Raw genomic sequence first — 18,789 nt, forward strand, 5'->3', positions numbered from 1 at the left:
GTCGCGCTGTTCCTGCGCCGTGGACGTTTGGGCTCTCCGCCCGCGTAGCTCCTCATCTCGCCAAGTCGTCCGACGGTGAATCCAGGGAGCCCCCATGTCCATCGAACTGCCCGACCGTGTCCGTCTTCGCCCCGCGACCGTCCCCGACGGCGGAATCCTCGAAGGGCCACGCCTGCTGCGGCGCTTGCCGGAAGGTGTCGAGGAGCGCCTGTACGAACTTTTCTCGCTACGCCCGCTGGGAAGGGTGATCGGCGCCGAGATCGGCGGCGTCGACCTCGCCCGGCCGCTGACCCCCGAGCTCCACGCCGAGCTGAATCGCGCGCTGCTGGAGTGGAAGGTGCTGTTCTTCCGCGATCAGGACATCACTTCGGCGCACCAGCGCGCGTTCGCCGCCAACTGGGGCGAACTGGAGACGAACCCGTTCATCCCCAAGGGGGAGACCGAGGACACCACGCGGTTCGCCCGATCCGCGACCATGCCCGCCTTCGAGAACATCTGGCACGTGGACGTCACGTTCCGGCCCGCGCCGGCGCTCGGCTCGGTCCTGCGGCTGATCGAGGTCCCGCCGGTGGGCGGCGACACGATGTGGGCCGACATGGCCGCCGCCTACGACAACCTGCCCGAAGACATCCGCGAGCGGATCGACGGGCTGACCGCGGTGCACGACTTCATCCCCGGCTTCGACCGCTTCTCCGATCCGGAACTCCTGCTGCGCCACCAAGACGCGTTCCCGCCGGTCGAGCATCCGGTCGTGCGCACGCATCCGGAGACCGGACGCCGCACCCTCTTCGTGAACCAGGCCTTCACGACGCATATCGTCGGCATCGACCGCGACGAGAGCGACCGGCTCCTGCGGTACCTGTTCAGCCGGGCTCACATCCCGGAGTTCCAGGTGCGCTTCGCCTGGCGGCCGGGTTCGGTGGCCTTCTGGGACAACCGCGCCACCCAGCATTACGCCGTCAACGACTACCACCCGTACGCGCGAGTGGCCGAACGCGTCGCCATCGTGGGCGACCGGCCGTTCTGAGCGTCCCCACGACGGGTGATCGTCGAGGCGTGTTCACCGGTCCTTGTGTGACGATGAAGCCATGGGCATCAACTTCGATGAATTGAAGAACAAGGCCACCGACGCTCTCCGCGAGCACAACGACAAGATCGAGGGCGGCCTGGACAAGGCGGCCGACTTCGCCAAGTCGAAGTTCTCCGGTCACGACTCCCAGATCGACTCGGGTGTCGAGAAGGCGAAGGGGTTCATCAACAAGTTCGACGACACCCCCGACAACCCCCAGCCCCAGAACCCTCCGCAGGGTCAGTAACCTCCCGCGTTTCGTCCTCTGAACGCGGTACTTGCGTGTGCAAGGACCGCATTCAGAGGACGAAACGCGTCAGGAGACCTCGCCGATCGCGGTGTCGCCCTCGAGGGCCGTGATCCGGCCGCCGCGCTCCCCGAGCGCGATCAGACCGTCGCGCGCGTCCGGGGCGCTCAGGCTGACCCGCACCCCCGCGCGTTCCGCGTCCTTGCTGGCCGCAAACGCTTGCGCGCCCTCGTGACCCGCGTTGACCGTCACCGCGAGACCACCTGTCGACGCCAGCGAACCCCGCGCCGCGCCCAGCCGCCCGAGCGCCTCGTCGACGATCGGCAGCAGCGCGTCCCGGTTGCCCTCGGTCATCGCCCGCACCAGCGCCGGGCTCGACCCGGCCACCCGCGTGCCGTCCGTATAGGACCCGGCGGCCAGCGACATCGCCAGCGGCCCGCCCTGCGCGCCGATCGTGGCCAGGATGGCCGCGAAGATATGCGGCAGATGCGAGATCCGCGCGACCGTCTCGTCGTGCGAGTCCGCGGGCAGCGGCACGACGTGCGCGCCGACGTCCAGCACGAGCTGGGCGACCTCCGCCCACGCCGTCAGATCGGTGTCGTGCTCGACGCCCAGCACCCACGCCGCGCCACCGAACAACGCCGGATTGCTCGCCTTCCAGCCCGAGTTCGCCGTCCCGGCCATCGGATGCCCGCCGACGAACTTCGCGTACGGCGCGCGGCGCCGGACCGAGTCGAGCACCGGCCCCTTCACGCTGGTCACGTCGGTGAGCACGCAATGCCCGGCAACCCGCGAAACGGTACGAAGCACCTCTTCGACCGCAGGCAGCGGCACCGCGAGCACGATCATCGCGTCCCGCTCCGCCGCCTTGCTCAGCGCCGCTTCGACCTGTGTGGTGACGTCGAAACCCGCTCTGCTGGCGGCGTCCGCGTCAGCTTCGGAGGTCGTCGCCCCGAACGTGGTGCGGCCGATCGAATGCGCCGCGCGCAGCAGCGAACCACCGATCAACCCGAGCCCGATCACGCATACGTCCCGCACAAGGCTCATCCTGCCATCTAGGTGGCCACTCGTCAGAGAACGGCGGCCAGGCGGGTTCCCTGATCGATCGCCCGTTTGGCGTCCAGTTCGGCCGCGACGTCGGCGCCGCCGATCAGGTGCACCGGCAGTCCGGCCGCCCGCAGGTCGTCGACGAGGTCACGCACCGGCTCCTGCCCCGCGCAGACGACGACCGTGTCGACGTCGAGCACGCGCGGCTTGTCACCGACGGTGATGTGCAGGCCGTCGTCGTCGATCCGCTCGTAGGCGACCCCGGTGAGCTGCTCGACGCGTTTGGCCTTCAGCGCGGCCCGGTGCACCCAGCCGCTGGTCTTGCCCAGCCCCGCGCCGATCCCGGACTTCTTGCGCTGCAGCAGGAACACCTGCCGCGGTGACGGCTCGATCTTCCGCTCGGTCAGCCCGCCCGCGGCCCGCTCGGGATCGGTGACACCCCATTCGGCCATCCACGCGTCCAGATCGAGCGCGGGGGAGGTGGCGTGCGTCAGGAACTCGCTGACGTCCACGCCGATCCCGCCCGCGCCGATCACGGCGACCTTGCCGCCCACCGGTTTCCCGTGCCGGACCACGTCCACATAGGACAGAACCTTGGGATGGTCGATACCGGGAAGCGACGGCACCCGCGGTGTCACGCCGGTGGCCAGCACGACCTCGTCGAACCCGGCGCCGACCAGGTCGGCCGCGGCGACGCGAGTGCCGAGCCGCACCTTGACGCCGGTGACCTCCAGCCGTCGCGTGTAATACCGGATGGTCTCCGCGAACTCCTCCTTGCCCGGGATCTTGCGCGCGATCCCGAACTGGCCGCCGATCTCGTCGTCGGCTTCGAAGAGTTCGACCGCGTGCCCGCGTTCGGCGAGGCCGGTCGCGGCCGCGAGCCCGGCGGGACCCGCGCCGACGACGGCGACGCGTTTGGTCTTGCGGGTGGGCGAAAGCGTCAACGTCGTCTCGTGTCCCGCGCGCGGATTCACCATGCAGGAAACCAGCTTCCGCTTGAAAGCGTGGTCGAGGCAGGCCTGGTTGCACGCGATGCAGGTGTTGATCTCGTCCTCGCGCCCGGTCTCGGCCTTGCGGATCCATTCCGGGTCGGCGAGGAACGGCCGCGCCATCGACACCAGGTCGGCGTCGCCGCCGGCCAGCGCCTCCTCGGCGACCTCGGGCATGTTGATCCGGTTCGACGTGACCACCGGGATCCCGACGTGCGGCTTGAGTTTCCCGGTCACCCAGGTGAACGCCGCGCGCGGCACGGACGTCACGATCGTCGGCACCCGCGCCTCGTGCCAGCCGATACCGGTGTTGATGATCGTCGCGCCCGCCTCTTCGACCTCCTTGGCCAAAGCGACGACGTCCTCCCAGCTTTGCCCGCCCTCGACGAGGTCCAGCATGGACAGCCGGTAGATGATGATGAAGTCCTCGCCGACCGCCTCCCGCGTGCGGCGCACGATCTCGACCGCGATCCGCCGCCGGTTTTCCGCGCTGCCGCCCCATTTGTCGGTGCGTTTGTTGGTCCGTTCGGCGAGGAACTGGTTGATGAAGTAGCCCTCGGAGCCCATGATCTCGACGCCGTCGTAACCCGCTTCCTTGGCCAGGAAGGCACAATCGGCGAACGCGCGGATCTGGCGCAGCACACCGTATCCGGAAAGGGGCCGCGGTTTGAAGGGATTGATCGGCGCCTTGATGCCGGACGCGGAAACGCTCAGCGGGTGATAGGAATACCGGCCCGCGTGCAGGATCTGGAGCGCGATCTTGCCGCCCGCCTCGTGCACCGGATCGGTGAGTTGCTTGTGCGCCTTGGCTTCCGCGCGCGTCGACAGCTTCGACGCCAGCGGGAGGAGCCAGCCGGTCCGGTTCGGCGCGAAGCCGCCGGTGACGATCAGTCCGACGCCGCCGCGGGCGCGTTCGGCGTAGTACTCGGCCAGTTGCGGGAAATGCGCTTCCTTGTCCTCGAGGCCGGTGTGCATCGAGCCCATGATCACCCTGTTGCGCAGGGTGGTGAAGCCGAGGTCGAGAGGGGACAGCAGGTTCGGGTACGGGCTCATCGCTGGTCCTTACGCATCGTGGTGGAATGCCCGGAGGACTTCCTCGAGCCACTCGACGTGGCCCTGTTCGGTTCGGATTCCTCCGCGCAGCACGAGGAACTGATGCAACGACTGTCCACTGAGGACGCTGGGGTCGGGGAAGTCGCGCTTCTCGATCAGCAGGTACGCGTCGAGCTGTGCCGCGTGCGCGTCGCGATGCCGGGTAACCTCGGCGGCGACGGCGGCCGGATCGCCGAGCGCCGCGCCGCGGATCTTCACGGCGAGCTCCCTGGCGGTGGCCGACGGATCGGGTTCGGCGAGCCAGCGGGCGAGCTCGGCCCGCCCCGCGTCGCCGACGGTGTACACCTTCTTGTCGGGTTTCCCGGACTGCGCGACCTGGTCGACGGTGACCCAGCCCGCGTCCTCCATCCGCTTGAGGACGCGGTAGATCTGCTGGTGGGTGGCGCTCCACCACAGTCCGATGGACTTCTCGAAGCGGCGCGTCAGCTCGTAGCCCGAGCCGGATCGCTCGGACAGCGAGACCAGGATCGCGTGCTCCAGTGCCATGCACCTAGTTTCATATGCACCTAGTTGCACGGCAAGGCGACGCGCGTCACTTACATGGTTACGGCTTGCGGGCGATACCCCCGATGACGCGGGACTCCGACGGCGAAGCGGCGAAGATCGTCTTCTCGTCCGGGTGCCACGCCGGCGCGTAGACCAGGCCCGGCTCCAGCAGCGGCCAGCCGCCGAAGAAGCGCCGGAACTCGTCCATGGTGCGCAGGAAACCGGGGTTCGTCGTGGTCTCGTAGTACTCGAGGATGTCCAGCAGCGCCTGCCGTTCCTCGTCGTTGGCCGGGTTCTCGTTGGTCATCTGCGAGAGCACCAGCAGCGAACCCGGCGCGAGCCGGTCGCGGTAGAAGTCCAGCAGCCCGTCCGGGTCCTGCTCGTCCTTGATGAAGTGCATGACCGCGTTGATCACCAGCGCGATCGGCTCGCGGACGTCGATGATGCCGGAGTCCATCACCCGGGCCCAGAGATCCTCGGGATCGAACAGATCCGCCGCGATCGCGTGGTGGCGGTCCGGGTCGGCGGTGTCGGCGAGCAGCAGCGTCGAATGCGCGAGCGCGATCGGCTCGTTGTCGATGTAGAGGACGTGCGTGTCCTCCTGCGGCCGCGCCTCGTCGGCGACCTCGTGCACGTTGCCCGCGGTCGGCAGCCCGGAGCCGATGTCGACGAACTGCTTGATGCCCTGTTCGGCGCAGTGCCGCACGGCCCGGCCGAGGAACTGCCTGCTGGTCTTGCAGTAGTCGCCTATGAGTGGCAGGCGCTCGCGCACCTTCTCGGCGAAGTTGCGGTCGATGGCGTAGTGCGTGTCGCCGCCGATGAAGTAGTCGTAGACGCGGGCCGCGGACGGCCGGTCCAAGCTGTTCTCGACGGCCTTGAGCGCCGCGTCGTGATCGATCATCGCCATCCCTTTGTCCGCGCCGGAAATCCCATGCTAACCGGCCGGGAGGTAGGCCTCGCGGTAGGCGTTGACGGATTCGGTCAAGCGATCGAGCTCCGCGCGGGTGCGGGCGAGACCGGCCGCGTCGAGGCCCATCGCCTCGCCGATGATCTTCGGGATCCCGCTCGCGCGTTCCCTGAGCGCGGCGCCGTCCCCGGTCAGGCTGATGCGCACGGACCGTTCGTCGTCGGCCTGCCGGACGCGCTGGACCAGTCCGGACTTCTCCAGTCTCTTGAGCAGCGGGGACAGCGTGCCGGAGTCGAGGTTCAGCACGGTGCCGAGCTCCTTGACCAGCCGCTCGTCCTCCTCCCAGAGCGCGAGCATCACCAGATACTGCGGATAGGTCAGGCCCAGGTCGTCGAGCACCACGCGATAAAGCGCGGTCACGGCCCGCGATGCCGCGTAGAGCCCGAAGCACAGCTGATCGTCCAGGCACAGCGAGCCGGTGTTGTCCGTGGGCATCGGTCCTCCTCGTCCCCATGGTGCGCCGATCATGCCGCAGACCGCCACTTGAGTGGGCTAAATCTCCTTGAGCACATTTTAGTTGTGCACAACTGAGTTGCGAGCTACCTTTACCGCATCGACTTCGGAACCCAGGAGGCAGAAATGACCGCCAACCCGCACAACCTGGCCCTCGAACCGGCCGCGCAGGCCTTCGTGGAGGCCACCGCCACGCCGCCGTTCCTCTTCCAGCTTCCGCCGGAGGAAGGACGCAAGGCCGTCGACGAGGTCCAGGGCGGCGACGTCGAGCTGCCCGCCGCGGACGTCGAGACCACGCAGGTGGACGGCGTCGAGGTCCGCATCGTTCGGCCGCAGGGCGTGACCGGGCCGCTGCCCGTGATCGTCTACATCCACGGCGCCGGCTGGGTCTTCGGGAACTTCCACACCCACGAGCGCCTGGTCCGCGAACTCGCCGTCGGCGCGGGCGCGGCCGTCGTCTTCCCCGAATACGACCGCTCGCCGGAGGCGCGGTACCCGGTCGCCATCGAGCAGAACTACGCCGTGGCGAAGTGGGTCGCCGAGCACGGCGCCGAAAACGGGCTGGACGGCACCAAGATCGCGATCGCCGGGGACTCCGTCGGCGGGAACATGACCGCGGCGCTCACCTTGCTCGCCAAGCAGCGCGGCGACGTCACCTTCCGCCAGCAGGTGCTCTTCTACCCGGTCACCGACGCGAGCTTCGAGACCGAGTCCTACCAGCGCTTCGCCGAGGGCTACTTCCTCGCCCTCGACGGCATGAAGTGGTTCTGGGATCAGTACACGACCGATCCGGCGCAGCGCGCGGAAATCACCGCGTCGCCGCTGCGGGCGAGCCTTGACGAGCTGGCCGGTCTCCCGCCCGCGCTGGTGATCACCGCGGAGGCCGACGTCCTGCGCGACGAAGGCGAGGCGTACGCCGCGAAGCTGCGTCAGGCCGGTGTGCCGGTGACGGCCGTGCGGTACCAGGGCATCGTCCACGACTTCGTCATGCTGAACACGTTGCGCGGAACGCATGCCGCGGAAGCCGCGATCAAGCAGGCGATCGACGTACTGCGCACGGCTCTCGCGTCCGAGTAGTCAGGAACCTCGTTTGTCCAGGGTGACACGCGTCACCCTGGACAACACTTTCCGGTGGCCGCACGTCTCTTGATCCAGTTGTGGGAATGCGGTGCGGGGGCGTGCCGCGGCCGGAGAGGGACACGATCGCCATGGGACTGGGACTGAGTGCCATCCGGCTCGATTCGACACTGAACCTCGTCATCGTCCTGGTGCTGACGCTGCTCGCGATCATCGCCGTCCCGTTCTTCTGGGAACGCTGGCGCCGCAAGGTTCTCGGCCGCAGCGGCACGATCCTCGTCGCGGTGGTGCTGATCGTGGTCAGCACCGGGATGGGCGGGAACATGATCGGCGGGTTCTTCCCGACGGTCGGCGCCCTGTTCGGCACGGGGGTGTACTCGGGAGAGAGTGTCGACGCCGTCGCCGGGCAGAACGGTTCGGACCTCGACAAACTGCGCGACGCCGGGGCGATGCGGGCCAAGGAGGGCAAGGGTTCCGTCGTCCACATGACGGTGACGGGCAAGCGCACCGGCCTCACGCGCGACGTCTCGGTGTACTTCCCGCCCCAGTACTACGATCCCGCGTTCCGGTCGCTCAAGTTCCCGGTCATCGAATGGATCCCGAACTACCCGTCCGGGCCCGAAGTGGTCACCGGTCCGTACGAACTGCCCGCCAGGCTCGACGCGGCCATCGCGAAGCACGTGCTCCCGCCGACCCTGGTGATCATCCCGGACCCGACCGGGAAACCGAAGGTGGGCCACGACACCGAATGCATCGACGAGGTCAACGGCACCGCCAACGACACCTACCTGACCGCCGACATCCGCGACTGGGCGATCGAGAAACTCGGCGCCAACCCGCAGCGGAAGGCGTGGACGATGGCGGGCTGGTCGTCGGGCGGGTACTGCGCGATGAACCTGGTGACCCGGCATCCGCAGTGGTACGGCCAGGCGGCGAGCGTCAGCGGCTACTACAAGGCTTCGGTGGACGCGGAGACGGAGAACCTGTTCAAGGGCAGGCAGGACATCGCCGACGCGAACACGATCACGGTGAACCTGCAGAAGCATCCGTCGCCCGTCGACATCCTCGCGATCGCGGGGGACAAAGAAAGCTTCGAAAGCTTCTCGATCGACCAGATCCAGGCGGCCGTCCGCGCGCCCGCGACCCTCTCGTCGTGGCGGATCCCGGACGCCGGGCACAACATGAACACCTTCAAGGCGCAGGTGCCCGACGTGCTGGCGTGGATCGGCGCGCGGACCGTGCCGCCGTGCGCGCCGCAGGACAAGAAGATCATCACCAACGGCGGGGTCGCGCCGTGGCCCCTGCCCAACACCGGCGCCAAAGGCGCGCTAGTGGACGTCGTCGAGTAGCTTGGCTCGATAAGCCTTGGGATACAAGCGGATCCGGTCGGGTACTCGGTTCCCGGCGGCCCTCGTGAGCATCCCGAGGCGCCGGAGACGGCGTTCGTCGCCGTCTGTCCACTTGAGACTCAAGCGCTCGCGCAAGGTCGCCGGAAGCAGGCCGATCGCGCACAGCGTCAGCACGTTCCCGCCCGTCGGCCGGACGGGGCGCCACAGGGCCTGCGGCAGGAACCACCACGGGGGCGGTGGTGTGTCGCGCATGGTGATCGAGTGGAGCAGTTCCCGGACCGTGTAGTTGTCTTCGAGCCGGTTCGCGACGACGTCGTCGAAGTAGGCCTCGAATCCTTCGAGATCCTCCGGCATGTGGTGCTCGCGGAGGCCGAGCAGCAGGCCGACGCGCCGCCATTCCGCGTAGAACCGGCGCTTTTCCTTGTCGGACAACGGATGGACGAAGACCTCGTGCATGCGGACGGTCGTCCAGAACGTCGAACCGTGCACCCACCAGTACGCCTCGGGGTTCAGCGCGTGATAGCGCTCGCCGTGGTGGTCGACGCCCTTGATCGCCTTGTGCAGCTCGCGGAGCCGATCGGCCTCCGCGACCGCTTCCCGGCCGCCGAAAACCTGGCTCAGCAAGGAATCGATGGTCCGGTCGAGGCGGCCCCATGGATCTTCGGTGTAGTTCGAATGGTCGTGGACACCGGCGCCGACCACCGGATGCGCGACCTGCAACAGCAACGCCGTCCCCGCGCCGAGCAGCAGTCTCCGGTCGCCGACCACTTGCCAGGCAACGGAATCCGGGCCGAGCGGGGCCACGGCGGGCAGGCGGGCTTCGGTGCTCATGACGACCTCCCGGGAGAGCGGCGTGAAGCCACTGTCCCACCTTGTTTACACGCCGTCAATAGCGGGAAGTAGTGCCTTGACCACGTCCGTCACTCGTCTACCCGCACTTGCGTAGGTGGTCGAGGACGGCTGCGAGCTCAGGACGACGACGAGGTAGCGGTCGTCCTCGCCGACCGCGCCCGAGCTGTGCAGGATCCGCGAGCCGCGGCAGCACGCCCAGCCCTGTTTGATCGACCAGGGAAGGGAACCGACGGCGTCCGGGATGCCGAAGTACTGCCGGACCCCGTCGGAGCCGCTCTCCGTCGCGCCGCTCAACGCCCGCATGATCGTCGTGCGCGCCCCGGCGCCCGCCTGGTCCAACAGGTAGCGATAGATCTTCACGACGTCCGCGGCGGTGATCCGGGTGTCGCCCCAGCGGCCGGGATCCTCGGGCGGACGCGTACCGGCGAGACCGATCTTGTTCGCCCAACGGGTGACGATGAGGGGTCCGCCGAGGGCCGTCCACAGCCTGCTGGCGATGTCGTCGTCGCTGACCGACAACATCCGCTGCACGGTGCTCGGCGGTGTGCCCGCTTGAAGCGCTTCCAGCGCGATGAGGAGTTTCACGAGCGACGCCGAGGTGTAGGCCCGTTCCGGCTTGAGGGAAACGGTGTTCTTCTTGGCGGTGCGGTCGTAGACGACCACGCTGAGCTGCCCGCCGGGGACGAGGTCCGCGAGCGCCTGGCTGTCGACGGACTTCGGCGGTGGGTCCGGCGCGGCCGACGACGAGGGCGTCGGTGACACGGCAGGATCCTCCGGTTCTTCGACGGTCGGCGTCGTGGCGCTCGGCGCCGCCTCCGCGACCGCCACCGGACCGGGTCGCGACGGCGGGATCAAGACCATCGCGAGGATGGCGCCCAGGCACAGCCCCGCCAGGAGGAAGACTCCGCTCACCTTGCCCACATGACCTGTTGACCGTGTCACCCGTTCGTGTTCACGGGTAGCCCGTTCGGCCGATGCTGTTTGTCCGGAAGGGCAGCGGGGTACCCGGGGTCCAGCGTGAAATCAGGTCGCCAACTCTGGGAGGCGGAGCAATGGCACGTGCACAACGCGCTCGTATCCGGACGGCGGGGCTCCAGCCCGCGCAGGTCCTCGCCGGGCTGTCCAGCCTGGCGTTCCTGGTGTTCGGGATCGTGGGCTTCACCAGGACCGGGCTCGCCGATTTCGCCGGCCGCAGCGACGCGACCGTGCTGGGATTCTCGGTGAACCCGCTCTACAACCTCGGTTTCGTCGTACTGGGCGCGATCGGTCTGCTGCTGACCTTCGGGTCGGGGCGGTCCCGGGTCTTCGGTTTCCTGACGTTCGTCGCCTTCGGGGCGCTGTTCGTCTGGGGGCTCATGATCGCGGGCACCGTTTCGACGAACCCGGTCTCACAGGCCGGAAACCCGTTCAACCTCAACGGGCCGGACAACTGGCTGCACCTCGGTCTCGCCGCGCTCGGGCTGGTGATCGCGTTCCTGCCCGCACGGCACAAGGTGCTGCTGCCGGAGGACGAAGAAGAGACCGTGGTCGCGGACCGGGCCGACAGTGCCACGGCCGTCGCGCCTCTTCCGGACGCTTCGCGACGGCCGAAGCACGAAAAAGGCCCGACCGTCGCTCGGGAAGAGCGACCGCCGGGCCTCGCCCACTAGCGCTCAGTAGCCGGAATCCTGGGCGGGAGCGCCTTCCTCCTTCTTGGGGGCGGCGTTCCCGCTCTGAGCGGCCTTGTCCTTCACCGGCGCGGTGCTCTTGCACCCGGCGGGCTCGATGACGAACCAGGTGCCGCCGACGCCGTGTCCGTTGGCCTGACCGGCTTCCGTGTCCTTGGCGTAGCGGTAGACGGCCCAGCCGCCGACGGTGACCTGCATGGTGCCGTCCGCGCGCTTCACCTTGCCGAGCAGCTTCTGGTCGATGCCTTCCAGCTGGACGTCGCCCTCGGCGAGCACCGGCGGCCAGGCCTTCGCGCAGTCACCGTTGCAGGTCGGCTGCTTGTTCTTCTTGTCCTTGGTGAACATGTACAGGGTGAAGCCGTCCTGGTCCACAATGGCCGGTCCGATGCCGTCGACGTTGCTCGCGACGAGCTTCGCGTCGCCGTCTTTCTGTTCGGCCGGAGCTTCCTTCGCCGCCTGACCCGCCTTGCCGCCCTTGGCGTTCGCGGCGTACCAGGTGCTGCCGACGCCCTGCCCCTTCGCTTCGCCCGCCTTGGCGTCCTTGGCATAGCGATAAAGCGCCCATCCGCCGACGGTGACCTGCTTGCGTCCGTCGGCACGGGTCACTTCGCCGACCAGGGCCTGATCCACGCCTTCGATTTGGACTTCGCCCTCGGCGAGCACCGGCGGCCAGGCCTTCGCGCAGTCACCGTCGCAATTGGACTTCGGCGGCTTCGCGCTGTCCTTATCGAAGCGGTACAAGGTGAAGCCGTCCTTGTCGACGAGGACCTGGCCGAGATTCCCGGCTTCGGCCACGGCCACCTTGGTCTCGCCCTTGGCCGCGGGGGCGTTCCCGCCCGCCCCGGCCACCGCCGCGGCGGGAGCGACGGCGGGCGCGGCCGCCTCGGTGCCGCCGGAGCAGGCCGACAGCACCACCAGGCCCGCGGCCGCGGACGCCGCTGCGACGACGAAACGCTTGCGAAGCATGGGATTTCTCCTTGTTCGTAGGGGTTCCGCGGCTTGGCGCGGTGAGCTTGTACCCCCTACACGGAGCCGGCCAGGGACCGGTTCAAGGAGTTTTCGGATTTTCTTCGCGAGCCTCCAGCGCGGCGTCGACGAGCACCCCGGCCGAGCCGGTGTAGTGGGCGGGATCCAGCAGGTCGGCCAGGGATTCGGCGGGAAGCACTCCGGTTACCTCCGGCAGGCCGGAAAGAACCTCGACGAGGGCCTTGTCCTGTGCGAGGGCGAGCTTGGCCGCCTGCCCGAGAACCTCCTTGGCCCGTTTCTTGCCGAGCAGCGGGGCGAGCAGGGTCGAAAGCCGCTCGGAGACGATCTGGCCGTGCGTGAGGCCGAGGTTCTCGCGCATGCGTTCGCCGTCGACAACCAGGCCGCGGGCGAGCTCGGCCGCCGTATGTGCGGCGCCGCCGGTCAGGCGCAGGCACTCGCGCAGCAGCTGCCACTCGGCGTGCCACGCACCCGCGGACCGCTCGTCCTCGGAGATCAGGGCCTGGGTGACGCCGGTGGCCAGCACGGGTACTTGGAGCGCGGCCGACCGGATCAGCGTCGCGAGCACCGGGTTGCGTTTGTGCGGCATCGCCGAGGACCCGCCACGGCCCTCGCCCGCCGGCTCGGCGACCTCGCCGACCTCGGTGCGCGTCAGGAACTGGACGTCGACCGCGATCTTCCCGAGCGCGGCGGCGGTGAAGGAGAGCGCGGCCGCGAGGTCTGCCGTCGGCGTGCGGAGGGTGTGCCAGGGGAGCGTCGTCTCGGCGAGCCCTGTCTCCTCGGCGAAGGCTGCCTGGAGGCGCTGCGGATAGCCGTCGGGCAGGTCGGCGAGGCGCGCGTACTCGGCGTACGCGGCCCTCGTGCCCGCGGCACCCCCGAGCGAGACCGGCAGAACGACCCGGTTCAGCCTGTCGAGCGCGTCGAGCATCAGCTGACGCCAGCCCGCCGCCTTGAGCCCGAACGTCGTCGGCACCGCGTGCGCGGTGAGGGTGCGCCCGGCCATGGTCGTGTCGCGATGCGCGCGGGCGAGCTCCGCCAGCGCCTCTGCCGTCGACTCGAGATCCGCGGTGAGAAGCGCCCGTGTCCGCGAGGCGACCAGCATCATCGCGGTGTCGAAGATGTCCTGGCTGGTGGAGCCGCGATGGACGTACTCGGTCCCGGCGGCCTCGGTCAGCTCCCTGATCAGCCCCACCACCGGGTTCGCCGTCTCACGGGCCGCCCTCGCCAGCGCGACCACGTCGATGTCGGCGGCCGCGGCCGCTTCGGTGATCGCCGCCGCCGCGGCCTGCGGGATCAGCCCGGTGCGGGCCTGTGCCCTGGCGAGCGCCGCCTCGGTGTCGAGCAGGGCCCGCAACCAGGCGAGATCACCCGTCGCCGCCTCGGCGGGCGTGCCGGCGCGGACCGGGGACAGGAGGCCGGAATCGGGATCGGCGTTCATCGGCCCAGCATCGCATTTCAGAGTGTCAGTGTCTGTTGGTGAACCCGCGTCCGCGATCGACGTTGCCAGGGCGCTGCTTAATCGAACCTCTTACGTGGACGGACAACGGCGCCCTGCCACCGCGTTAGCGGGGCCTTCGGCCAGGGCGGGTTCACGCGTTATGTCCATTTCGCGAGATGCGCCGCAGCTCCGCCCACAGGGTGTCAGTGGCCTGTCCTCCCGTCGATGCGCTCGCGAAGCAAGTCGGCGTGGCCTGCGTGGCGGGCGTACTCGGCGATGTGATGGGTCAGCAGCCACCGCAACGAGAACGGCTCCCCGCCGCGACGGCTCGTGCCCGTGTCGTCGAGCGACGCGGCTGCCACGATCTCCCGCGCCCGCGCGCACTCCGCACGCCACGCCGCCCACGCCTCCTCGACATCGCCGCTCAAATCCTCGAAGTCCTGCTCGGGCCACTCGTCGGAGTAATAGAGCAACGGGACGTCCTCGCCCGCGAACTGCAGGCGGAACCACCAGCGCTCGACGCCCGTGAGGTGCCTGAGCAGCCCGTGCAGCGACATGCTCGACGGCTCCACCGACCGCAGGGCCATCTGCTCCGGCGTCAGCCCCTGGCACTTCAGCTCGAAGGTGCGGCGATGCCAATCGAGCGTGGACGTCAGGATCTCGCGCTCGCTCGCCACACGCGGCGGCTCCGGGCGCTCGCCCTCCCAGCTCGCCGCGTAGTTCTCGTCGGGGATCGTGTCCATGCCCACAACCCTGGCAGAGACCCCCGACAATTCCGTGGCGCTCCGGCGGCGGCCCCGCCATCCTGGTGGTCGACGGCGGTCTACTAGACTCGGCCGCACGGGCCGTTAGCTCAATTGGTAGAGCTGCGGACTTTTAATCCGTAGGTTCTGGGTTCGAGCCCCAGGCGGCCCACTCCCTCGACATCCCCGCTGATCAGCGGGGACGCCACTTCTTCTGGGCTATGTCTCGGCGTCGCGCGACTTTGTCTCCGTTTGCTCTGAGTGCCGAAGTACGTGTCCAGCAGGTGCGGGACCAGGCCCTTTCTCGCGCGTGACAGTCGGTTCAGCGGTGGACGGCCGCTCGGGTGGAGGCTTGGAGGATGTCGCCCAGAGCCGTGCGGGCTTGAGTGAGGTTCGCTATGCGGGAGTCCAGCTCGGCGTACTGGGTTCTGAGGTGGTCGAAAACGCAGGCCTGGAGTTGGGTCCCGTCACCGGCGAAGCAGGGCATGAGCTCGCGGATGACCTTGGTGGGGAGTCCGGCGGCGAGCAGCGTGCGGATGCGGGCCACGGCGGCGGGGGCCTCGGGACCGTATTGGCGGTGGCCACCTTCGCTGCGGCGGGAGGTGAACAGCCCTTGGGCCTCGTAGTAGCGGAGGAGACGTACGGCCACGCCTGTTTCGCGGGACAGCTCCCCGATCTTCATGTGACCCCCCTCATGCCGCAGCGGCTTGAAGCTGACATTGATGTCACCTCTTAACGTTGCTCGCATGACGACTATTTCGACCGCGCCCGTCTCCCTCTACGGCTTCCTGACTCCCAAGCCCGGGCACGCCGACGAGCTCAGGAGCCTCCTGATGGACCTCGTCGAGCCGTCGCGAGGGCACGCGGGCAACCTTCAATACCACCTCCACGAACAAGAAGACGGCCGGTTCTTCCTCTATGAGATCTGGCGTTCGCAGGAGGACCTCGATCGGCACAACACGACCCCGCTGCTGCGCGCCTTCATGGACGAACTGCCCGAGCATCTCGAGGGGGCGCCCGAGGCCTACTTCGGCGCCATGAAGAGTTCCTATCCGGCCATCGTGGCCTGACCGGGCTGGCAGCAGGCCAGATCGAGGAAGGCTTCATGGATGTCGTCGCGGATCTCTGACCACGCCGGACGATGACCGGAGTGACCCCGCAGCTCGGACCTGATCGCGTACTTGCCGTGTCCTGGCTGCGGTCGGTGTGGCACCCATCCGGCAACACGGCCATTCACAAGTTCGAGAGCCGCGGCCGTATCTGCTGCACCGCGATCAAGACCGGCCCGCCTCCACCCCGAGCACTGGACGGGAAGCGGCAGTTTTGGCGAGAAGGGGTCACAATCGCGCCGCATTCTGTGACACTTTGACGGGCTGTGTCCCGTTGTGACAGTGCGAGAAGGGAATCTGCTGTGTCCGGAATGCTCAACAGACGCAAGGCGCTCGCTCTCGGTGGTGGTGCCGCGCTCGGCGCCATGGTCGCCGGTGCCGGTACGGCTTCCGCCGCGACGGGATGGATCCGGCTGCCGATCGTCACCGCCAACATCGGCCGCGACAACCTCGGGGCGCGCGAGGCCGCGATCGACGCGGTCCGCAACTGTGACTCCCTGGTGCGGCCTCTGGTCGGCTGGCAGGAGATCAACGAGGGCGACACCGGCGAGCCCGCGATGATCGACCACTACTTCGGGCCCCTGTACAACAACGCGTTCCTGCGGCACAACACGTCGTTCCGGATCCCGATCTCGATCCCGCAGCCGTGGGAGGTGGCGAGCTCGAAGACCACGTATGTGCACGGTGGCATCACCGGGGTGACCCCGCCGCGCTGGATCAACGAGGTCGTGGTGCGTCACCAGAGCCACCCGACGCTCCAGTTCGCGCTGATCAACTCGCACTACATCGCGAACGCGTACAACGGCGACCAGCGCGCCGACCTGCGCGACGAGTGGAACGAGCACAAGAGGATCCACGCCAGTCGCGTGCTCGCGCATCACAACGTCGGGCGCCTGGTCTTCTGGACCGCGGACACCAACAACCCGAACTACTACAAGGCCACCAGCCTGGAATCGGAGCGCCGGTGCTTCGGCACCGGCATCGACCGCATCAACTGGCTGGCGGGCAACGGCGTCGTCCAGGAGCAGTTCATCGACACCAAGACCGTGGACATGCGCGTGGACGGGCATGACGCCCGGGTCGCCGTGTTCCAGGTCCGCCTGGCCTGACGGCACGCACGGGCCGGGCGCCGCCCTGCCCGGTCCGTGCCATGCCGATCCGGTCAGGAAAGGAAACCGGCGCGGAAGCCGATGGCGACCGCTTCGGCGCGATCGTGGACGCCCAGCTTGCGGAAGATCCGTTTGCAGTGGGTTTTGACGCTGTCTTCGGAGAGCGCGAGATCGGCGCCGATCTGGATGTTCCGCTTTCCCTGGGCCATGCCCCAGAGGATCTGGAGCTCGCGTTCGGACAGACGAGGCCGTTCGGCGTCGGGCTGTGCGAGGACCGGTTCGGGGAACAGGCCGTCGTACTTCCGGAGAAATCCGCCGATGCCGGGCACTATGGCGCTGGGCGCCGTGTCGGACGACCCGAACATGATCACCGAGGCGTCGGGCACGATCGACAACAAGGTCGCCGCGGCGGCCGGACCGGCCGGCTCTCCCGGCCGTACCGCGACGAGCACCACGTCGGCGGGCGAGCGGAGGTATCCGCGGACGAGTTCCTCGGCGGTCGCGGCGCATTCGACGCGCCCGATCCCCGGCGCGCCCCGCAGTGATCGCGCGAGCCCGTGGCGCGTGCTCGGCCGGTCGGCGTAGACCACTATCGCCACCGCGACCGACATTTCCGGGGATCGGTCGCGATCGCGTTCGTCTCGGGGATCGAACACGGCCTCCATATCCCTGGAACGCCGGTTCGCGCATTCCCTTACGCGGGATGATCGAAATTTCATGCCGCCGATGTCGAGTTATCGAACTGTGACCATTGATCCTGGGTGGTCTGCGTCGCGAATTTCGACGAGCAGTTGACCACCATTATTTCGATTCACCCGATCGTGTTCATAAGGTCGGATCTTCCCGTTATGGCTCCGACGGAGAGTGGTTCGTTTGAGAGGGTGGAGACTGTAAGGGGTGGCGGCGGCCGGTCCCATAAGTGGCAGTTCCCTATTGCTTGATCCGTACTTACTGTCTGCTGTTGGGGCAAACCTTCGAGTAAGCCGGAAATGGTGGAGTGCGATGGTGTGGCTGCGAACGACCGACGGTGGGATGGGCATGACGCCCGTTTCACACGGTCGTCGCGGGCTCGCCGAGCCGCGATCGCGGCGGGCGAGATGCCTTGCGGTGGTCTGCCGTGCCGTCTTGCTCGGTGCGTTCGTCATAGTCGGCTTCGCCGCGATGAGTGCCTTTGAGGCCGCTGCCGCAGAGGCCGACTGTGAGGCGGAATGCGGATTCGCGACCGTCACCGTTCCGGAGACGGATCCGGCCGCGCGGATCTCCCTGGTGGACGCGACCGTCGGCCAGACCACCGCGTTGGTCGGCGCCACCGCACCGACGTTGGCCCCGGCGATCGAGCAGGTCGGCTCGGTGGTGCGAACGGCCACGACGGCGGCCACCGCGGTCACCCGGACCGTCGACACCGTGGTGCGCGACACCGTCACCACGGTGAGCCGCACGCTCGACAGCCCGGTCACGAACGCACTCACCGGCACGGTGTCCGCGATCGCGCCGGTCGTTTCCAGCACCGGCCTGCAGCCTCGCGTCGAGGTGCCGGGCGTGGTCACGATCACGGCGACCGTGACGGTTTCGGAAGGCTCTGAGACGTCGTCGGCCCCTCGTCGGCCGGCCCCTGCGGCTTCAGCGGCGCCGCAGCAGGCACCGGTGGAGAGTCTGCCGGTGCCGTCCGCCCCGGCGGCACCACTCGACGGCGACTGCGTGTTCTGCGTGAACAAGCAGCATGAGCCGTCCTCGTTCCAGTCCTCGACCGCGACGGCGGCGCCTGCCGGTATCGGCTCGCAGCGCCCGGTCGACCGGCTTCCCCTTGGTTTCCCGGCAGCGCCCGTCAGCGCCGTCGGGCCCGGTGTCGGCACTTCGTCGGCAGGCTCCAATGGTGGCCACGCGCAAGGCGCGATCGTGCTGCCCGGAAGGTCGGCTCACGACCAGCGAATCGCCTGCTGGACCGTCGGCCCGGATCACATCGCTCCGCTGCGCAAGCGCGCGCAGCAACCTCCAGTGTCGCCTGACTGACGTGTCGGCCACCGAAGTAAAAATCCTTGATCGGTAGCGACAGCAGGACCGCCGAGGTGCAACTCGACGGCAGGCTCGCG

20 protein-coding genes and 1 tRNA gene are annotated in these 18,789 nt (G+C 68.4%); 9 read left to right on the forward strand and 12 right to left on the reverse strand.

The window, feature by feature from the left end; translation table 11 throughout:
* The first annotated feature begins 94 nt into the window (after nt 1-94).
* Entirely contained in the window at nt 95-1,027 is a 933-nt protein-coding gene (locus AORI_RS42660) for a TauD/TfdA dioxygenase family protein (protein WP_016330786.1), read from the forward strand.
* Nucleotides 1,028-1,088: 61 nt separating this feature from the next.
* Nucleotides 1,089-1,316: an antitoxin gene (locus AORI_RS42665; protein WP_016330787.1), complete on the forward strand. Its 228-nt coding sequence runs from the start codon at nt 1,089-1,091 to the stop codon at nt 1,314-1,316.
* A gap of 69 nt (nt 1,317-1,385) precedes the next feature.
* On the opposite strand, the gene AORI_RS42670 is transcribed toward AORI_RS42665, so the two are convergent.
* From AORI_RS42670 to AORI_RS42690, 5 genes are read right to left on the reverse strand one after another with little or no spacing between them, the layout of a single operon-like run.
* Nucleotides 1,386-2,363 carry a prephenate dehydrogenase gene (locus tag AORI_RS42670; protein WP_267283971.1) on the reverse strand — a complete coding sequence of 326 codons (978 nt, stop codon included), beginning with the start codon at nt 2,361-2,363 and terminating at the stop codon, nt 1,386-1,388.
* 23 nt (nt 2,364-2,386) lie between these two features.
* Nucleotides 2,387-4,405: an NADPH-dependent 2,4-dienoyl-CoA reductase gene (locus tag AORI_RS42675; RefSeq protein ID WP_016330789.1), complete on the reverse strand. Its 2,019-nt coding sequence runs from the start codon at nt 4,403-4,405 to the stop codon at nt 2,387-2,389.
* Nucleotides 4,406-4,414: 9 nt separating this feature from the next.
* Nucleotides 4,415-4,951 (reverse strand): PadR family transcriptional regulator, encoded by a 537-nt coding sequence (locus tag AORI_RS42680; RefSeq protein ID WP_016330790.1) that lies wholly within the window; start codon nt 4,949-4,951, stop codon nt 4,415-4,417.
* A gap of 58 nt (nt 4,952-5,009) precedes the next feature.
* On the reverse strand, nt 5,010-5,858 hold the full coding sequence (locus tag AORI_RS42685) for an SAM-dependent methyltransferase (protein ID WP_016330791.1): 849 nt from the start codon (nt 5,856-5,858) through the stop codon (nt 5,010-5,012).
* Between the two features lie 27 nt (nt 5,859-5,885).
* Entirely contained in the window at nt 5,886-6,353 is a 468-nt protein-coding gene (locus tag AORI_RS42690; RefSeq protein ID WP_016330792.1) for a MarR family winged helix-turn-helix transcriptional regulator, read from the reverse strand.
* A gap of 144 nt (nt 6,354-6,497) precedes the next feature.
* On the opposite strand from AORI_RS42690, the gene AORI_RS42695 reads away from it, so the two are divergent.
* Together AORI_RS42695 and AORI_RS42700 are read left to right on the forward strand one after the other, a co-directional pair.
* The gene (locus AORI_RS42695) at nt 6,498-7,448 is read left to right on the forward strand and encodes an alpha/beta hydrolase (RefSeq protein ID WP_016330793.1); all 951 of its coding nucleotides are present in this window, start codon (nt 6,498-6,500) and stop codon (nt 7,446-7,448) included.
* Nucleotides 7,449-7,579: 131 nt separating this feature from the next.
* Nucleotides 7,580-8,797 (forward strand): alpha/beta hydrolase, encoded by a 1,218-nt coding sequence (locus tag AORI_RS42700; RefSeq protein WP_016330794.1) that lies wholly within the window; start codon nt 7,580-7,582, stop codon nt 8,795-8,797.
* Here AORI_RS42700 and AORI_RS42705 read toward each other — a convergent pair.
* Nucleotides 8,777-9,628 (reverse strand): oxygenase MpaB family protein, encoded by an 852-nt coding sequence (locus AORI_RS42705; protein WP_016330795.1) that lies wholly within the window; start codon nt 9,626-9,628, stop codon nt 8,777-8,779. The two genes, AORI_RS42700 and AORI_RS42705, sit on opposite strands and share 21 nt — an antisense overlap.
* A 45-nt stretch (nt 9,629-9,673) precedes the next feature.
* Entirely contained in the window at nt 9,674-10,570 is an 897-nt protein-coding gene (locus tag AORI_RS42710; protein WP_016330796.1) for a serine hydrolase, read from the reverse strand.
* Between the two features lie 131 nt (nt 10,571-10,701).
* Between AORI_RS42710 and AORI_RS42715 the strand changes: the two genes are divergently transcribed.
* Complete coding sequence (locus AORI_RS42715) at nt 10,702-11,298, forward strand: DUF4383 domain-containing protein (RefSeq protein ID WP_016330797.1); 597 nt, start codon at nt 10,702-10,704, stop codon at nt 11,296-11,298.
* A 3-nt stretch (nt 11,299-11,301) separates the two neighbouring features.
* Here AORI_RS42715 and AORI_RS42720 read toward each other — a convergent pair whose 3' ends face one another.
* The 3 genes from AORI_RS42720 to AORI_RS42730 form a co-directional block, all read right to left on the reverse strand.
* Nucleotides 11,302-12,282, reverse strand: a complete 981-nt coding sequence (locus AORI_RS42720) for an SCO0930 family lipoprotein (protein ID WP_016330798.1) — start codon at nt 12,280-12,282, stop codon at nt 11,302-11,304.
* Between the two features lie 82 nt (nt 12,283-12,364).
* The gene (locus AORI_RS42725; protein ID WP_016330799.1) at nt 12,365-13,738 is read right to left on the reverse strand and encodes a nitrosuccinate lyase; all 1,374 of its coding nucleotides are present in this window, start codon (nt 13,736-13,738) and stop codon (nt 12,365-12,367) included.
* A 203-nt stretch (nt 13,739-13,941) separates the two neighbouring features.
* Complete coding sequence (locus AORI_RS42730) at nt 13,942-14,481, reverse strand: DinB family protein (RefSeq protein WP_016330800.1); 540 nt, start codon at nt 14,479-14,481, stop codon at nt 13,942-13,944.
* A gap of 99 nt (nt 14,482-14,580) precedes the next feature.
* On the opposite strand from AORI_RS42730, the gene AORI_RS42735 reads away from it, so the two are divergent.
* Nucleotides 14,581-14,653: transfer RNA gene (locus tag AORI_RS42735), tRNA-Lys, on the forward strand.
* 150 nt (nt 14,654-14,803) lie between these two features.
* On the opposite strand, the gene AORI_RS42740 is transcribed toward AORI_RS42735, so the two are convergent.
* Nucleotides 14,804-15,163 (reverse strand): MerR family transcriptional regulator, encoded by a 360-nt coding sequence (locus tag AORI_RS42740; protein ID WP_016330801.1) that lies wholly within the window; start codon nt 15,161-15,163, stop codon nt 14,804-14,806.
* Nucleotides 15,164-15,227: 64 nt separating this feature from the next.
* Between AORI_RS42740 and AORI_RS42745 the strand changes: the two genes are divergently transcribed.
* Both AORI_RS42745 and AORI_RS42750 read left to right on the forward strand, forming a co-directional pair.
* Nucleotides 15,228-15,551 (forward strand): putative quinol monooxygenase, encoded by a 324-nt coding sequence (locus tag AORI_RS42745; RefSeq protein ID WP_016330802.1) that lies wholly within the window; start codon nt 15,228-15,230, stop codon nt 15,549-15,551.
* 350 nt (nt 15,552-15,901) lie between these two features.
* Entirely contained in the window at nt 15,902-16,699 is a 798-nt protein-coding gene (locus AORI_RS42750; RefSeq protein WP_043847851.1) for a hypothetical protein, read from the forward strand.
* 53 nt (nt 16,700-16,752) lie between these two features.
* Here AORI_RS42750 and AORI_RS42755 read toward each other — a convergent pair whose 3' ends face one another.
* The gene (locus AORI_RS42755) at nt 16,753-17,355 is read right to left on the reverse strand and encodes a response regulator transcription factor (protein ID WP_228688284.1); all 603 of its coding nucleotides are present in this window, start codon (nt 17,353-17,355) and stop codon (nt 16,753-16,755) included.
* A 382-nt stretch (nt 17,356-17,737) separates the two neighbouring features.
* On the opposite strand from AORI_RS42755, the gene AORI_RS42760 reads away from it, so the two are divergent.
* Nucleotides 17,738-18,709, forward strand: coding sequence for a hypothetical protein (locus tag AORI_RS42760; RefSeq protein WP_158509117.1), 972 nt, complete (start codon nt 17,738-17,740; stop codon nt 18,707-18,709).
* Nucleotides 18,710-18,789 lie beyond the last annotated feature (80 nt).

The sequence above is a fragment of the Amycolatopsis keratiniphila genome (assembly GCF_000400635.2).
GTDB classification, from domain to species: Bacteria; Actinomycetota; Actinomycetes; order Mycobacteriales; family Pseudonocardiaceae; genus Amycolatopsis; species Amycolatopsis keratiniphila.

Excerpts from the sequence above, each read along its gene's own strand:
- AORI_RS42660 (WP_016330786.1), top strand. The coding sequence starts at position 95 with ATGTCCATCGAACTGCCCGACCGTGTCCGTCTTCGCCCCGCGACCGTC.
- AORI_RS42665 (WP_016330787.1), top strand. The coding sequence starts at position 1,089 with ATGGGCATCAACTTCGATGAATTGAAGAACAAGGCCACCGACGCTCTC.
- AORI_RS42670 (WP_267283971.1), bottom strand. The coding sequence starts at position 2,363 with ATGAGCCTTGTGCGGGACGTATGCGTGATCGGGCTCGGGTTGATCGGT.
- AORI_RS42675 (WP_016330789.1), bottom strand. The coding sequence starts at position 4,405 with ATGAGCCCGTACCCGAACCTGCTGTCCCCTCTCGACCTCGGCTTCACC.
- AORI_RS42680 (WP_016330790.1), bottom strand. The coding sequence starts at position 4,951 with ATGGCACTGGAGCACGCGATCCTGGTCTCGCTGTCCGAGCGATCCGGC.
- AORI_RS42685 (WP_016330791.1), bottom strand. The coding sequence starts at position 5,858 with ATGGCGATGATCGATCACGACGCGGCGCTCAAGGCCGTCGAGAACAGC.
- AORI_RS42690 (WP_016330792.1), bottom strand. The coding sequence starts at position 6,353 with ATGCCCACGGACAACACCGGCTCGCTGTGCCTGGACGATCAGCTGTGC.
- AORI_RS42695 (WP_016330793.1), top strand. The coding sequence starts at position 6,498 with ATGACCGCCAACCCGCACAACCTGGCCCTCGAACCGGCCGCGCAGGCC.
- AORI_RS42700 (WP_016330794.1), top strand. The coding sequence starts at position 7,580 with ATGGGACTGGGACTGAGTGCCATCCGGCTCGATTCGACACTGAACCTC.
- AORI_RS42705 (WP_016330795.1), bottom strand. The coding sequence starts at position 9,628 with ATGAGCACCGAAGCCCGCCTGCCCGCCGTGGCCCCGCTCGGCCCGGAT.
- AORI_RS42715 (WP_016330797.1), top strand. The coding sequence starts at position 10,702 with ATGGCACGTGCACAACGCGCTCGTATCCGGACGGCGGGGCTCCAGCCC.
- AORI_RS42720 (WP_016330798.1), bottom strand. The coding sequence starts at position 12,282 with ATGCTTCGCAAGCGTTTCGTCGTCGCAGCGGCGTCCGCGGCCGCGGGC.
- AORI_RS42725 (WP_016330799.1), bottom strand. The coding sequence starts at position 13,738 with ATGAACGCCGATCCCGATTCCGGCCTCCTGTCCCCGGTCCGCGCCGGC.
- AORI_RS42730 (WP_016330800.1), bottom strand. The coding sequence starts at position 14,481 with ATGGACACGATCCCCGACGAGAACTACGCGGCGAGCTGGGAGGGCGAG.
- AORI_RS42740 (WP_016330801.1), bottom strand. The coding sequence starts at position 15,163 with ATGAAGATCGGGGAGCTGTCCCGCGAAACAGGCGTGGCCGTACGTCTC.
- AORI_RS42745 (WP_016330802.1), top strand. The coding sequence starts at position 15,228 with ATGACGACTATTTCGACCGCGCCCGTCTCCCTCTACGGCTTCCTGACT.
- AORI_RS42750 (WP_043847851.1), top strand. The coding sequence starts at position 15,902 with ATGCTCAACAGACGCAAGGCGCTCGCTCTCGGTGGTGGTGCCGCGCTC.
- AORI_RS42760 (WP_158509117.1), top strand. The coding sequence starts at position 17,738 with ATGACGCCCGTTTCACACGGTCGTCGCGGGCTCGCCGAGCCGCGATCG.